Origin of the sequence: Rhizobium lusitanum (assembly GCF_014189535.1) — a bacterium.
GTDB lineage: Bacteria > Pseudomonadota > Alphaproteobacteria > Rhizobiales > Rhizobiaceae > Rhizobium > Rhizobium lusitanum_C.
Genome location: NZ_CP050307.1, coordinates 1,861,179 through 1,874,241, shown reverse-complemented (window position 1 = coordinate 1,874,241; position 13,063 = coordinate 1,861,179). Strand labels below are relative to the sequence as shown.

Genomic DNA, 13,063 nt, shown 5'->3' with positions numbered 1-13,063 from the left:
AATTGAATGCATTATTGAATGAATAAATGACGATTTTGACTGTAATTTGTGCAGCTTCAAACTGGCATGGTGATTGCAACATCCTGTTCGTACCCCACACCGAAATCGGGACAAAAACAGGAGCCAGCAATGCCCGCAGTCACAACACCAGCCCATGCCGACGGCGATTTCTTCGTTGATTATGAGGAAAAGGTCTTCGAGGACGTCCAGGCCAAGGCCGGCGACAAGGCCCTCATCACCTTTCACACGGTTGCCTTCGAGGGATCGATCGGCCTCGTCAACCTGCTGCAGGCCAAACGGCTGAAGCGCAAGGGTTTCGAAACAGCCGTGCTGCTCTACGGTCCGGGCGTGACGCTCGGCGTGCAGCGTGGGTTCCCCAAACTCGGCAGCGAAGCCTTTCCAGGCCATCTCAATTTCAACAATCAGATCAAGGGTTTCATGGAAGAGGGCGGGAAGGTCTATGCCTGCCGCTTCGCGCTTCAGGCGCTCTATGGCCATGGCGAGCAGGCGCTCATCCCAGGGATCATCCCGATCAGCCCGCTCGACGTGCTCGATCTGATCCTCATCCATCGCCGCGACGGCGCCTTCATCCTCGATACGTGGACGCTCTGACCGGGCAGGGAGGCGGCGCAAGCGCCGCCTCCCGTCAAACATGGACAAAGGAGTTCGCCATGCCGAAAAAGTCGACCGTCCGGGTCGCAGCCGTCCAGATTGCGCCGGATCTGACATCGCGGGAAAAGACGGTGGCACGCGTGATCGAGGCGATCGCCCAGGCATCCGCCAAAGGTGCGGAGCTTGTGGTTTTTCCCGAGACCTTTGTGCCGTGGTATCCTTATTTCTCGTTCGTGTTGCCCCCGGTCTTGTCGGGCAAGGAGCACCTGCGGCTCTACGAAGAGGCGGTTGTAGTGCCGAGTGCCACCACAAGAAGCGTAGCGGCTGTCGCCCGCGAACATGGCATCGTCGTGGCGCTCGGTGTCAACGAGCGCGATCATGGTACGCTCTACAATACGCAACTGCTTTTCGATGCCGATGGCAGTCTGATCCTGAAGCGGCGCAAAATCACCCCGACCTTCCACGAGCGGATGATCTGGGGCCAGGGCGATGCCTCCGGCCTGAAGGTCGTCGACAGCGCCATTGGCCGCATCGGCGCGTTGGCCTGCTGGGAGCATTATAATCCGCTTGCCCGCTATGCGCTGATGGCGCAGCACGAGGAAATCCACATTGCCCAGTTTCCGGGTTCCATGGTCGGGCCGATCTTTGCCGATCAGATGGAGGTGACGATCCGCCATCATGCGCTGGAAAGTGGTTGCTTCGTCGTCAATGCCACGGGATGGTTGACGGATGATCAGATCGCCGCGATCACACCGGATACCGGCCTGCAAAAAGCGCTGCGGGGTGGCTGCATGACAGCGATCATTTCCCCCGAAGGCAAGCATCTCGTGCCGCCACTCACCGAAGGCGAGGGTATCCTCGTCGCCGATCTCGACATGAGCCTCATTCTCAAGCGCAAGCGCATGATGGATTCGGTCGGCCACTATGCCCGGCCCGAGTTGCTACACCTCGTCATGGATGCGCGGCCGGCCGCGCCGATGAGGACATCGACCATATCTGACGCCTTTCCCGGCGAGACATTAACAACCGACATGACCGATGGAGAACAGAATGCGTCTTTCGACGGAAACGCTGATCAACGAATTGCAGTCCTTCGGAGCCCGGCTGGTTGATCCCAAAGCGGGCCAGGAAAGCCGGCGCGGCGGAGCAGGGCCATCCGACCACAAGGCGCTGACCATCGACGGCATGACCGTCATGGTGCCGGTGCATACGGCGCCCGCCTTCGAAAGCCCCTATCTGGTCGAGAAGCCGGACGAGACGGGCAAGAGCCGGATCAGTCGCGATGGCGCCGTCATCGGCGAAGTGTCCTTTCCGCTCCGCCCAAGATTTTACGAACGCTCGACGGCGGAGGGCATTCCCTATTCGCAGATCGCGGTCCTGCACGGCAAGGACGTGCTGGCGACAACCGTGCTGCAAACCTGCATCCGCTACCAGAGCCGCACCAAGACCTGTCAATTCTGCGCCATCGGCCAGTCGCTGGCGGCTGGAAGGACGATCGCTCACAAAACGCCGGCGCAACTGGCCGAAGTGGCGAAAGCCGCGGTCGAGCTGGATGGTGTCAAGCATATGGTGATGACAACCGGAACGCCGAGGGGCGACGATCGCGGCGCCGCCGTGCTCACTGAGAGCGCCCGCGCCATCAAGGCCGCCGTTGACTTGCCGATCCAGGCCCAGTGCGAGCCACCGGAGGACGATATCTGGTTCCAGCGCATGAAAGATGCCGGTGTCGATGCGCTCGGCATGCATCTCGAAGTCGTGACCCCGGAGATCCGCGCCCGCATCATGCCGGGCAAGGCGCAGGTGGGGATCGAGAAGTACATGCGTTCCTTCAAGGCGGCTGTCAAGGTCTTCGGGCGTGGTCAGGTCTCGACCTATATTCTTGCCGGGCTCGGCGACTCGAGCGAGGCGATCCTCGGGATTTGCGAGGAATTGATCGCAATCGGTGTTTATCCCTTCGTCGTGCCCTTCGTACCGATCTCCGGCACGCCGCTCGAAAGCCATCCTGCACCGAAGCCGGAATTCATGCATTCCATCCTCAGTCCCTTGTCCCGGATGTTGGTCGCAAACGGTCTGAAGGCCGTCGACATCAAGGCCGGTTGCGGCAAATGCGGCGCCTGCTCAGCCCTTTCCACCTATGAAAGGACGTTGACGCCATGATTTTCGAACCGTTCTCAGCGTTCAACGCCAGCGAATACATGGTGAAATTCACCACATCGGTCTGGGAGCGCCGTGAGGCCTATGCGCTTCGTCGCGACGTTTTCTGCAAAGAGCAGGGGATATTCAAGGATGATGACCGCGACGGCATCGATGAATACGCGATCCCGATCGTCGCCCTGTCGATGATGGGGGTGGCAGCTGACCGCGTGGTGGGTACGGTCCGCATCCATGAGGAGGAACCCGGTCTCTGGTGGGGTTCGCGGCTCGCCGTTCATTCGGATTTCCGGGCGATCGGCGCGCTGGGCACGACGCTGATCAAGCTCGCGGTCTCCTCCGCAAACGCTTTTGGCTGTCACACATTTCTCGCCAATGTCCAAAGCCAGAACGGTCTCTTGTTTCGCCGGCTGCATTGGGAGGTGCTGGACGAGTTCGAAGTCTACGGCAAACCGCATCTGCGAATGAAGGCCGATCTTTCCTACTATCCGCCCTGCCGCACGCCGGAAACCGGCTTTGTCGCGCTGCCGAAGAGGGCGGCGTAATGAGCGGAGACCTCGACATCGCCGCTCTCGCTGTGCGGCTAGCCGCGACTTCGGGCATAGCAGCCAAGCAGGATATCGGCTTTGCGGCATCGAGCCTCGGGCTTGCCGGCCAACCTGTGGCCGTCGGTGACGATTGTGCGGCGATCGCCGATGGCGACGGCTATTTGCTGTTCGCCATCGAAGGTTTCATCAATGAGTTTGTCGCCACTGACCCCTGGTTTGCCGGCTGGTGCGGCGTGATGGTCAACATTTCCGATATCGCTGCCATGGGCGGCTGGCCGATCGCTGTCGTCGATGCGGTCTGGGCCAATGGGGAAGCGGGCGCGAAACCCGTGCTCGAAGGCATGCGCGCTGCAGCCAGCACATACGACGTGCCGATCGTCGGTGGCCATACCAATATCAGGACCGACCGGAGCCAGCTATCTGTTGCCATCCTTGGCCGGGCCAGAAAGCTGCTGACCAGTTTCGATGCGAAGCCAGGCGATGTGCTGGTGGCGGCCGTCGATCATCGCGGCGCTTACCGCGAGCCGTTCAACAATTTCCAGGCAGCCATCGGGGCGCCCGCGGCACGGCTGCGCGGCGACCTGGAAATCCTGCCGGAAATCGCTGCGGCGGGGCTAGCACTGGCGGCGAAGGATATCAGCCAAGGCGGCATTATCGGCACGGCGATCATGCTGGCGGAATGCTCCGGGGTTGGGATCGATATCAACGTCGCGGCTATTCCCTTGCCGGAAGGCGTGAGCCTCGACCGCTGGCTCGTCACCTTCCCAAGCTATGGCTACCTGCTGTCGGTAGCGCCTGACAAGGTCGATGCGGTCATCGAACGGTTCACCGCGCGCGGCATCGCCGCTGCCGCCATTGGCGAGGTGAAGGCCGGAAGCGAAGTGGCGATCGTCGATATAGGCGCGCGCGCCGTGGTGCGAGATCACGCGGCTGAACCGTTGCTGCAGCTCGGTCGCGCGGGAGTGCCCGCATGAGCCGGCCCTTGCGCATCGCCATGCTGACCCATTCCACCAATCCGCGCGGCGGCGTGGTCCATTCGATGTCGCTTGCCGAAGCGCTGACTGGCCTTGGCCACGAGGTCGTGCTGCATGCGCCGGATGCGACAGGCAACGGTTTTTTCCGTACGCCGTCCTGCAAGACGCTCTGCATTCCGGTTGAGGCCGCATTATCCGACATGACCGATATGGTCGAGCAGCGGATCGCCGACTATTTACGGCATTTTGAAAATCCGGCCTCCCGATCCTTCGATATCTATCACGCTCATGACGGTATCTCGGGCAATGCGCTGGCAACCCTCAAGGCAAGCGGATTGATCCCATGCTTTGCCCGCACGGTGCATCACATCGACAGCTTCGCCGATCCGCGTCTCATGGCGCTGCAGGATCGTTCGATCGACTTTGCCGACGCGCATTTCTCAGTTAGCGCGACATGGCAAAAGGCCCTCCGCAACGACCGCTCGATCCTTGCGACAAACGTTGGAAATGGTGTCGAGGTCGGACGTTTTGCTCCAGTGTCCGAGGAGAAGACCGACGCGTTGCGCCGGAGGCTCGGATTGCGGGGCGGGCCGATCTTTCTAGGCGTTGGCGGCGTCGAGGCGCGCAAGAACACGATCGCCATTCTCGAGGCATTCCGTCAGGTACGCGTCCTGCATGCCGATGCGCAGCTTGTCATCGCCGGCGGCGCGTCCCTGCTCGATCATCGCGGCTATCACGGCCGCTTCCAGCAAGCGCTCGCGGCCATGGGCAACGAGGCAAATTTTGTTCATGTGATCGGCACCGTCGCGGACGAGGATATGCCCTCGCTCTATCGTCTCGCCAATGCGCTGGTGTTTCCGTCCTTAAAGGAAGGTTTCGGGCTCGTCGTTCTTGAAGCCATGGCAAGCGGGGTGCCTGTGGTGGTCTCGTCGATCGCTCCCTTCGACGAATATCTCGGTGAGGACGATGTCGTCTGGTGCGATCCGGCCAAGCCCGCGTCCATTGCCGATGCCATGGTCGTGTCGCTGATGCCTGCCATTCACAAGGCACTCGGTAGGCGCGGGCATGAGGTCGCGGCGCGCCATAGCTGGGGCCGCGTCGCCGCCGCCCACCTTCCCCTCTATCAAGGTCTGCTGGAGCCTGCCCATGCCTGAGATGCGCTTTGTCATCACCTGGCCCGACGGCCGCAGCGAGGAATGCTACTCGCCCTCGCTGGTCATTCGCGATTTCCTGGCTGAGGGCGAGAGCTATCCCGTTGCTGATTTTCTCGACCGCAGCCGCAAGGCGCTGACGATCGCCAGTGAGCGGGTCGAGGCAAAATATGGCCATCCCTGTTCTCTGGCGCGGGGCCAGCTTGCGCGCATCGAGCATGCTGCCGGCGCTTATCTGCCTGACGCGGATGCGCGCGTCCGCTGTGAAACCTTCATTTTCTAAAAGGAAACGCCATGCCCACTTTGGAGCCTCATTACAGTGCCGTCGTTATCGGCGGCGGCCAGGCCGGCCTTTCGGCGAGCCATTACCTGAAAGAGCACGGCATCGATCATGTCGTGTTCGAAAAGAAGACCATGGCGCACAAATGGCGGGAGCAGCGCTGGGATGCCTTCTGCCTGGTCACGCCCAACTGGCAGTGCCAGTTGCCGGATCATCCCTATGACGGCAAGGATCCGCATGGCTTCATGGTCAGGGATGAGATCATCGGCTATGTCGAGCGGTTTATTCGTAAGGTCGATGCGCCGGTTTTCGAACACACTGCGGTGACCGCGCTCGAAAAGGCTGGAGATCTCTACAGGGTCGAAACCTTAGCCGGAACGGTAACCGCCGATAGCGTGATCCTCGCCACCAGTCTCTATAGTGATCCGGCCATACCGCGCGCCGCCGAGCGCCTGCCGGATAGCATCATGCAGCTTCATACCGCCGACTACCGCAATTCCGATCAATTGCCGGAGGGCGGGGTCATTGTCGTCGGCTCCGGACAGTCCGGTTGCCAGATCGCCGAGGACCTGCATCTCGCCGGCCGCAAGGTGCATATGGTGACCGGCAATGCACCGCGCTGCGCGCGCTTCTATCGGGGTCGCGACGTGGTCGACTGGCTTTCCGATGTCGGCCAGTATGACATAACGGTCGAACATGACGGCATGGGCAAGAAGAAGCATGACACCAACCATTACCTGACGGGCCGGGATGGCGGCCGGGATATCGACCTGCGAAAATTCGCGCTGGAAGGCATGGCGCTTTACGGCCGGATGTCCGGCGTCTCGAATGGCAAGATGCTGTTCGAGCCGAACCTCAAGGCCAATCTCGACGGCGCCGACCGGGTCTATAACGGCATCAACGCGTTGATCGACAGGCACATTGCCGCAAACAACATCGATGCGCCGGCTGGCTCGCCCTATGTTCCGCTATGGGAGCCGGAGATCGAACCCACGGAAATCGACCTTGTGGCCGAAGGCGTCGGTGCGGTCATCTGGGCGACGGGTTTCCGGCCGGACTGGTCCTTTGTTGCCTTGCCGATTTTCGACGGCACCGGTTATCCGGTCCATCGACATGGTGTCACCAGCGTTGATGGGGCTTATGTCCTTGGCATGCCCTGGCTTTGGACGTGGGGCTCCGGCCGCTTCCTCAGCGTCGGAAAGGATGCGGAATATGTGGTGGGTCAACTTGTGGAGCGGCTGGCCAACGACCGATCGGTGCTCAAGCAGGCAGCGAACGGATGAGCCTCGCGATCCGCAATGTCGAGATGTTCCGGCAGCCTTCCAGACGCGCGCTGATGGAACGGGCGCTCGAGCCTCATATTTTGCTCGGCATGCCGCAGCTAACGCCCTTCGGTCTCTCCGAGACCTGGCTGATGAAGGAACTCGGACACCGCCACTGGCTGATGCTGGCAAGATGCATGGGCATGGACGACGCGGACTTTCGCACCGCGGACGGGACCGAAACCTATGCGGCGATCTGCGCGACATCGCTGACAAATGCGCAGCTCAATCGGGCGCACGCCAACCAGGTGCTGTGTATAGAGTCTGTGCTTGAGCCGGTGTCGAAGACCCAGGTCTCCTCACGGCACCGGCTTCTCGTCGACGGAGAGCCGATCGGTGACGCCGAGCTTCTCTCGGCTTTTGTCCGCCGGACACGCGAGAACGACAATGTGTCGATCGCCCGTGTCGAGTTGCCCGGCACGAATTGTTTTCCGGTGCGGCTGGAAAACACGCTTGCCCGGATCGCGTCGGATGTCCGCAACGGGCGTTGCGAGACCCATCTCGGCATGGCGGTGATGGGTCGGGAAGTCCTGCGGGACTTTCATTTTCAACCTGCCGCAAGCCAGGAGTTCAATGGAGCCGGCCTGCTCTATTTCGCTCACTTCCAGGCTTTCGTCGCGCGAGCCTTCGAAAGCTGGTTTCCTGACGGTGCGTTCCGCAACATAACCCGAAAGGATAGCTTCTTCCTGGGCAATGCCGGCATCGGCGAACCGCTCAGTGTGGAGCTGACGGCCATGGATCGCGAGGCAATGTCGGCGGCTTGCTGCCTGCGGCGCTCTGATGGTGCCCTCATCGGGCGCGTATTGCTGACAGCGTCGCCCTGAGCGCAGCGGAAGCGCTTTTGTCGGTGGCATTCACGGTCCCTTGAGCTTAAAAGACAAACGACATGCTGGCCGCTTCGTAATGAAAATGTTATCGAAAATAGGCTACATGATGCCAGATTCGGCGGGTGGGGCGCTGCTTGGAGGAGACAGCGAGGCGAGCCAACTTAGTCATTTCATCGATGAACGCAGTTCAGCGGCATTGGGCAGTCCAGCCGCTCAAGTTTGTGTGCTCCGAATGGCAATGCAGTGAGTTGGATCGTGACCGCCTGTTTTCCGATTGGTCAGGCTCTTTGTGATGTCGCTTGTTGAATGATGGGTTCGGGAGAGTTGAAAAATTTTCAATCGAAAGCGGAAGCCGTGACGATCGCGGCTCCTCGGGCTGTTCGCCTGAATAATGTGTCGATTTCTTTCGGGATCGCCGGCGGCAAGCGCTTCGACGCGGTGGCTGGCACCGATCTCGATGTGGCGGGCGATGAATTTCTGGCGATCGTTGGGCCGACTGGCTGCGGCAAGTCCACGCTTCTCAACGTGGCGGCAGGGCTGCTTGAGCCGGCGTCCGGGTCGGTCGAGATTTTCGGGCGTCCTCTGAAGGGGTTGAACAGGCAAGCCGGCTACCTGTTTCAGCAGGATTCGCTGATGCCATGGAAAACCGTGCTTGAAAATGTTGCCATCGGCCTGGAAGTCTCCGGCGTGTCGACGAGTGAAGCACGCAAATCGGCGATGGAATGGCTTGAGCGCGTTGGCCTCGGCGGCTTTGCCGATCGTTATCCGCGCATGCTCTCCGGCGGTCAGCGCAAGCGGGTCGGATTGGCCCAGGTGCTCATCCGCAATCCGAAGCTGTTGCTGATGGACGAGCCGTTCGGTCCGCTCGACGCACAGACCCGCCTCATCATGGGCGACCTTCTCCTGAACCTCTGGTCGGAGGACAAGAAGGCAGTGATGTTCGTTACGCATGATCTCGACGAGGCGATTGCTCTTGCGGATCGCATCGTCATCATGTCGGCGGGGCCGAAGTCCCGGATCATCGGTGATTTCCGCGTCTCGATCCCCCGGCCGCGCGATATTGCGGAAATCCGCCACGACCCGGCCTTTACCGAACTGCATAAAAGCATCTGGCATGCGCTGCGAGAAGAAGTCATGACCGCCTATCAGCAGACCAACGTGGCCGCCCAATGACCAGAACGAAGCTCCTTGCCTGCCAATTGCTGGTGGCGATCGTCATCATCGGTGCGTGGTATCTCGCAACGGCAACGCATGTCTTCGGCAACCCGCGCACCGCCGCCTTCTTCTTTGCCGATCCGCTCAAGGTTGCCGCGCGCATCGTGAAATGGTTCGCCGACGGATCGATCTGGTATCATCTCTGGGTGACGCTGTCGGAATCCTTGCTGGCATTTTTCATCGGCGCAATCGGTGGGGTGGCCTTCGGTTTCTGGTTTGCGCGGCGGCCTGTGGTCGCGGCCATCTTCGATCCCTACGTCAAGGCGGCCAACGCCTTGCCGCGCGTTGTCCTCGCGCCGATTTTTGCCTTGTGGTTCGGCCTCGGTATCTGGTCGAAGGTGGCGCTCGGCGTCACGCTGGTCTTCTTCATCGTGTTTTTCAACGTCTATCAGGGCGTCAAGGAAGTGAGCCCGACCGTGCTTGCCAATGCCCGCATGCTCGGCATGAACGAGAGGCAGTTGTTGCGTCACGTCTATATCCCCTCGGCTCTGTCATGGATGTTTTCGAGCCTCCATACCTCCGTGGGGTTTGCGGTCGTCGGCGCGGTCGTCGGTGAATATCTGGGCTCGGCCGCGGGCCTTGGCTATCTCATTCAACAGGCCGAAGGCGTGTTCGACGTGACTGGCGTCTTTGCCGGCATGTTCGTGCTGATGGCCTTCGTCCTCATCGTCGACTGGCTGATGACGAAGGTCGAGCGGCACATGCTGCGATGGCGGCATTAGGTGATTTCAATCTCGATAGAGTGGAGAAGAGCATGGAACGCAGAACATTCTTGATCGGCACGGCCAGCATCGGCGCTGCCGCTTTCTTTCAGGCAAGCGGGCCGGCCATCGCCGATGACGCGAAACCGGAAAAGCCGGATCTGACGCTCGCCGTCGGCGGCAAGCCGCTGCTCTATTACCTGCCGCTGACGATTGCCGAGAAGAAGGGCTTCTTCAAGGAAGAGGGGCTGAATGTCACCATCAACGATTTCGCCGGGGGCGCGAAATCGCTGCAGGCGCTGATCGGTGGTTCGGTGGATGTCGTCGCCGGTGCCTACGAGCACACGATCCGCATGCAGAACAAGGGGCAGGATATCGTCGCCATCTGCGGCCTGGGCCGGTTCCCCGGGATCGTGATTGCCGTGCGCAAGGAACTGGCCGGCGAGATCAAGTCCGTCGCCGACCTCAAGGGGCGGAAGCTCGGGGTCACGGCGCCGGGTTCGTCGACCGCGCTGATGCTGCAATATGCGCTGCAAAAAAATGGATTGGCGCCCACCGATGTCGCATTGATCGGCATCGGCGGCGGCGCAAGCGCTGTCGCGGCGATCAAGAACGGCGAGGTCGACGGCTTGTCTCATCTCGATCCGGTGATCGCCCAGCTTCAGTACGAGGATCTGGTTTCCGTCCTGATCGATACGCGGACGGAGGCCGGAACGCGCGCGCTGTTCGGCGGTCCGAACCCGGCTGCAACGGTCTACATTCAGCGCAGTTTCTCCGAGGCCAATCCGGTGACGACGCAGCGGGTGACCAATGCCTTCCTGAAGGCATTGAAATGGATCGAGCAGGCGAAGCCGGAAGACGTGGCGGATACCGTGCCCGAAGAATACCTTCTCGGAAACCGCGATCTCTACATACAGGCCTTCAAGAACTCGAAGGAAATGTACTCACCTGACGGCATGATCAGCGAGGAAGGCTACAAGTCGATGATGAGCGTCCTGAAGACGCTCGACCCGGAACTGGCCGATGCCGACGTGCCCTATGACAAGACCTTCGATCCCCGTTTCGTCAGGGCGGCCAAAATATGATGGCATGACACGCCCGCTCCGGCTCGGGGTCTCGAAACTGGCAATCGCCGATCTGAATCAGACCTCTTTCAGATTCATCGATCCATCGAGGCTTCCGATGAGCGTCGAACTCGACTGGTTGAGACCTGTAACATCCGCTGGGATGCCATGTGCTTTGAACCGCTGCACCACCTTCTCGAGGGCTGCGACAGCGGTAATGTCCCAGAAATGCGCTTGTGACACGTCGATGAGAACCGCCATGTCGCTCGCGTCTTGAATGTCGAAGGCTTCAACGAAGACGTCTGCGGACGCGAAGAAGACCTGACCGGAGACGCGATATGTCAAGCGACCGTTCGACATATCCTTCTCGGTTTCCACCCGCAGCAGGCGGGCGACCTTGAAGGTAAAGAAAACGCCGCTCAGGAGGACGCCCACAGTCACGCCCAGCGCAAGGTTGGCGCTGAACACCGTGACGAGAACGGTCGCGACCATGACTGCGCTCGACATCTTGGGGTGGACGACCACGGTGCGCAATGATGACCAGTCGAACGTGTCGATCGACACCATCACCATGATGGCCACGAGTGCCGCCACGGGAACCTGAGAAACCCATGGTTTCAACAGGACCATCAGAACCAGCAGAAAGGCACCCGCAAACAGGGTAGAGAGACGTCCGCGTCCGCCGTACTTCACATTGCTGACGGTCTGGCCGATCATGCCGCAGCCGGCGATCCCGCCGAACAGGCTTGCGGCGGCATTGGCGATACCGAGGCCCGTACACTCCCTGTTCTTCGAACTCGGAGTGTCGGTAAGATCGTCAACGACGCTGGCCGTCATCATGGATTCGAGCAGGCCGACCATGGCAATGGCGAGTGCTGGTCCCGCGATGATCGTCAGCGTTTGCAAGGTCAGCGGAACTGCGGGCCAGCCAAAAATCGGCAGCGAGTCCGGCAGTTTCCCGAGATCGGCGATGGTCATGACCGGAAGCTGGAGGCCTATCGAGGCGATGGTCAGAATGAGAATGCAGATCAAGGGCGACGGGATTGTCGTCGTGATCTTCGGAACCAGATAGATGATTGCCAGGCCAGCGGCCAGCATGGTGTAGGCGATCCAGTCCCCCCCGATGATATGCGGAAGCTGAGCCGCAAAGATCAGGATCGCCAGCGCGTTGACGAAGCCCGTGCGGACCGATTTTGAAACGAACCGCATGAGGACGCCAAGACGTAAAAGTCCGAACAGGATTTGAAAAAGGCCCGCCAGCAATCCGGCAGCGAAGAGGTAAGGCAGTCCGTGCGCGTGGACCAGGGGCGCCGCAACAAGTGCGACCGAACCTGCTGCGGCCGAGATCATCGCGGGACGCCCACCCGTAAAGGCAATCACGATGCCGATGATGAAGGAAGCGAACAGGCCGACCTGTGGGTCGACGCCCGCTACGAAAGCAAAGGCGATGACCTCTGGGATCAATGCGAACGTAGCAACGGCTCCGGCGAGCATTTCGCGCATCGGATTGGCAGACCAATCCCGACGGATGGATGAAAGCTGCATATGGTGAGTTCTCGCAAAGCATGTCGAACACGCTCTGTTGAGCGGTTGTCTGGATGGCATGCAGGTTTTGCGTTATCTGGCGGATCGGCGGCCAGAAGAGCCACCCGGAATTTCACCGGGTCCGTGGTGAGTGCATCGTTTATAATCCGCATTTTTATCGCGATGCAACATGAAATCGCCCTGCGTCGCGGAAGGTCCATGGGCGCATGCCGCAGTCATTCCCATCGCGATGAGCGGCGCCCGCAGCATATCCGTTATCTTCGAACCGAGAACCAAAGCTGCCCGAATGCCGAGCCGCTGAACAAGCGTCTGACGGTATTCGATCGCTTGAGAGCTTAAAAAGTCGCCACCTTCTGCTCATTCCAATTGACCTTTGCATCTCGCGCATAGGTGCTTTGTTGCATTGTCGCTGTTTTAAACCGATTGAAACGCCTATATTCCAAGCATCGAAACGACGCCGGAGCCTAGCAAGGTTGCTGACGTCATTAGCCCTCAGGAAAGGGGATTATCATGAACGTAGCACGCTCTTTCAACAATTGGCGCAAGTTCCGTCAGACCGTTACCGAACTTGGCCGTATGTCCAGCCGCGAACTGCAGGACCTCGGTATCGACCGCGCCGACATCCGCAGCGTTGCCCGGGCATCGATCGCGCGCTAACTGCGCAGCATCTGCT

14 protein-coding genes and 1 other annotated feature are annotated in these 13,063 nt (G+C 60.3%); of the genes, 13 read left to right on the top strand and 1 reads right to left on the bottom strand.

The genetic code is table 11. The features are described 5' to 3' along the window. Window positions 1-129: 129 nt before the first annotated feature. The 12 genes from HB780_RS11670 to HB780_RS11615 all read left to right on the top strand — a co-directional run bounded on the left by HB780_RS11670 (window position 130) and on the right by HB780_RS11615 (window position 10,866). Window positions 130-612: an MSMEG_0572/Sll0783 family nitrogen starvation response protein gene (locus HB780_RS11670; RefSeq protein ID WP_007690674.1), complete on the top strand. Its 483-nt coding sequence runs from the start codon at window positions 130-132 to the stop codon at window positions 610-612. Between the two features lie 59 nt (window positions 613-671). Then, window positions 672-1,724 carry a Nit6803 family nitrilase gene (locus tag HB780_RS11665; protein WP_183687883.1) on the top strand — a complete coding sequence of 351 codons (1,053 nt, stop codon included), beginning with the start codon at window positions 672-674 and terminating at the stop codon, window positions 1,722-1,724. After that, entirely contained in the window at window positions 1,651-2,769 is a 1,119-nt protein-coding gene (locus HB780_RS11660; protein ID WP_183687881.1) for an MSMEG_0568 family radical SAM protein, read from the top strand. Before HB780_RS11665 ends, HB780_RS11660 begins: the two co-directional genes overlap by 74 nt. Next, window positions 2,766-3,308, top strand: coding sequence for an MSMEG_0567/Sll0786 family nitrogen starvation N-acetyltransferase (locus HB780_RS11655; protein WP_183687879.1), 543 nt, complete (start codon window positions 2,766-2,768; stop codon window positions 3,306-3,308). Before HB780_RS11660 ends, HB780_RS11655 begins: the two co-directional genes overlap by 4 nt. Then, window positions 3,308-4,285 carry a sll0787 family AIR synthase-like protein gene (locus HB780_RS11650; RefSeq protein WP_183687877.1) on the top strand — a complete coding sequence of 326 codons (978 nt, stop codon included), beginning with the start codon at window positions 3,308-3,310 and terminating at the stop codon, window positions 4,283-4,285. Before HB780_RS11655 ends, HB780_RS11650 begins: the two co-directional genes overlap by 1 nt. Beyond that, entirely contained in the window at window positions 4,282-5,439 is a 1,158-nt protein-coding gene (locus tag HB780_RS11645; protein WP_183687875.1) for an MSMEG_0565 family glycosyltransferase, read from the top strand. The genes HB780_RS11650 and HB780_RS11645 overlap by 4 nt, the downstream gene beginning before the upstream one ends. Beyond that, a complete protein-coding gene (locus HB780_RS11640; RefSeq protein ID WP_183687874.1) occupies window positions 5,432-5,719 on the top strand; it encodes an MSMEG_0570 family nitrogen starvation response protein in 288 nt (95 codons plus the stop codon). The genes HB780_RS11645 and HB780_RS11640 overlap by 8 nt, the downstream gene beginning before the upstream one ends. A gap of 11 nt (window positions 5,720-5,730) precedes the next feature. Continuing rightward, window positions 5,731-6,999: an MSMEG_0569 family flavin-dependent oxidoreductase gene (locus HB780_RS11635; RefSeq protein WP_183687872.1), complete on the top strand. Its 1,269-nt coding sequence runs from the start codon at window positions 5,731-5,733 to the stop codon at window positions 6,997-6,999. Beyond that, window positions 6,996-7,862, top strand: coding sequence for a Pnap_2097 family protein (locus HB780_RS11630; protein WP_183687870.1), 867 nt, complete (start codon window positions 6,996-6,998; stop codon window positions 7,860-7,862). The genes HB780_RS11635 and HB780_RS11630 overlap by 4 nt, the downstream gene beginning before the upstream one ends. A 312-nt stretch (window positions 7,863-8,174) precedes the next feature. Continuing rightward, window positions 8,175-9,038: an ABC transporter ATP-binding protein gene (locus tag HB780_RS11625; protein ID WP_183689697.1), complete on the top strand. Its 864-nt coding sequence runs from the start codon at window positions 8,175-8,177 to the stop codon at window positions 9,036-9,038. Continuing rightward, a complete protein-coding gene (locus HB780_RS11620) occupies window positions 9,035-9,802 on the top strand; it encodes an ABC transporter permease (protein WP_183687868.1) in 768 nt (255 codons plus the stop codon). The genes HB780_RS11625 and HB780_RS11620 overlap by 4 nt, the downstream gene beginning before the upstream one ends. A gap of 32 nt (window positions 9,803-9,834) precedes the next feature. Next, entirely contained in the window at window positions 9,835-10,866 is a 1,032-nt protein-coding gene (locus tag HB780_RS11615; RefSeq protein WP_183687866.1) for an ABC transporter substrate-binding protein, read from the top strand. Between the two features lie 57 nt (window positions 10,867-10,923). On the opposite strand, the gene HB780_RS11610 is transcribed toward HB780_RS11615, so the two are convergent. Beyond that, window positions 10,924-12,390 carry a SulP family inorganic anion transporter gene (locus tag HB780_RS11610; RefSeq protein ID WP_183687864.1) on the bottom strand — a complete coding sequence of 489 codons (1,467 nt, stop codon included), beginning with the start codon at window positions 12,388-12,390 and terminating at the stop codon, window positions 10,924-10,926. A 70-nt stretch (window positions 12,391-12,460) separates the two neighbouring features. Next, window positions 12,461-12,516 (bottom strand) — a sequence feature (sul1 is cis-regulatory element that is thought to sense ions involved in sulfur or methionine metabolism; They are found in Alphaproteobacteria). Window positions 12,517-12,900: 384 nt separating this feature from the next. On the opposite strand from HB780_RS11610, the gene HB780_RS11605 reads away from it, so the two are divergent. Then, window positions 12,901-13,047 carry a DUF1127 domain-containing protein gene (locus HB780_RS11605; RefSeq protein ID WP_003552150.1) on the top strand — a complete coding sequence of 49 codons (147 nt, stop codon included), beginning with the start codon at window positions 12,901-12,903 and terminating at the stop codon, window positions 13,045-13,047. Window positions 13,048-13,063: the final 16 nt, after the last annotated feature.

Excerpts from the sequence above, each read along its gene's own strand:
- HB780_RS11670 (WP_007690674.1), top strand. The coding sequence starts at position 130 with ATGCCCGCAGTCACAACACCAGCCCATGCCGACGGCGATTTCTTCGTT.
- HB780_RS11665 (WP_183687883.1), top strand. The coding sequence starts at position 672 with ATGCCGAAAAAGTCGACCGTCCGGGTCGCAGCCGTCCAGATTGCGCCG.
- HB780_RS11660 (WP_183687881.1), top strand. The coding sequence starts at position 1,651 with ATGGAGAACAGAATGCGTCTTTCGACGGAAACGCTGATCAACGAATTG.
- HB780_RS11655 (WP_183687879.1), top strand. The coding sequence starts at position 2,766 with ATGATTTTCGAACCGTTCTCAGCGTTCAACGCCAGCGAATACATGGTG.
- HB780_RS11650 (WP_183687877.1), top strand. The coding sequence starts at position 3,308 with ATGAGCGGAGACCTCGACATCGCCGCTCTCGCTGTGCGGCTAGCCGCG.
- HB780_RS11645 (WP_183687875.1), top strand. The coding sequence starts at position 4,282 with ATGAGCCGGCCCTTGCGCATCGCCATGCTGACCCATTCCACCAATCCG.
- HB780_RS11640 (WP_183687874.1), top strand. The coding sequence starts at position 5,432 with ATGCCTGAGATGCGCTTTGTCATCACCTGGCCCGACGGCCGCAGCGAG.
- HB780_RS11635 (WP_183687872.1), top strand. The coding sequence starts at position 5,731 with ATGCCCACTTTGGAGCCTCATTACAGTGCCGTCGTTATCGGCGGCGGC.
- HB780_RS11630 (WP_183687870.1), top strand. The coding sequence starts at position 6,996 with ATGAGCCTCGCGATCCGCAATGTCGAGATGTTCCGGCAGCCTTCCAGA.
- HB780_RS11625 (WP_183689697.1), top strand. The coding sequence starts at position 8,175 with ATGGGTTCGGGAGAGTTGAAAAATTTTCAATCGAAAGCGGAAGCCGTG.
- HB780_RS11620 (WP_183687868.1), top strand. The coding sequence starts at position 9,035 with ATGACCAGAACGAAGCTCCTTGCCTGCCAATTGCTGGTGGCGATCGTC.
- HB780_RS11615 (WP_183687866.1), top strand. The coding sequence starts at position 9,835 with ATGGAACGCAGAACATTCTTGATCGGCACGGCCAGCATCGGCGCTGCC.
- HB780_RS11610 (WP_183687864.1), bottom strand. The coding sequence starts at position 12,390 with ATGCAGCTTTCATCCATCCGTCGGGATTGGTCTGCCAATCCGATGCGC.
- HB780_RS11605 (WP_003552150.1), top strand. The coding sequence starts at position 12,901 with ATGAACGTAGCACGCTCTTTCAACAATTGGCGCAAGTTCCGTCAGACC.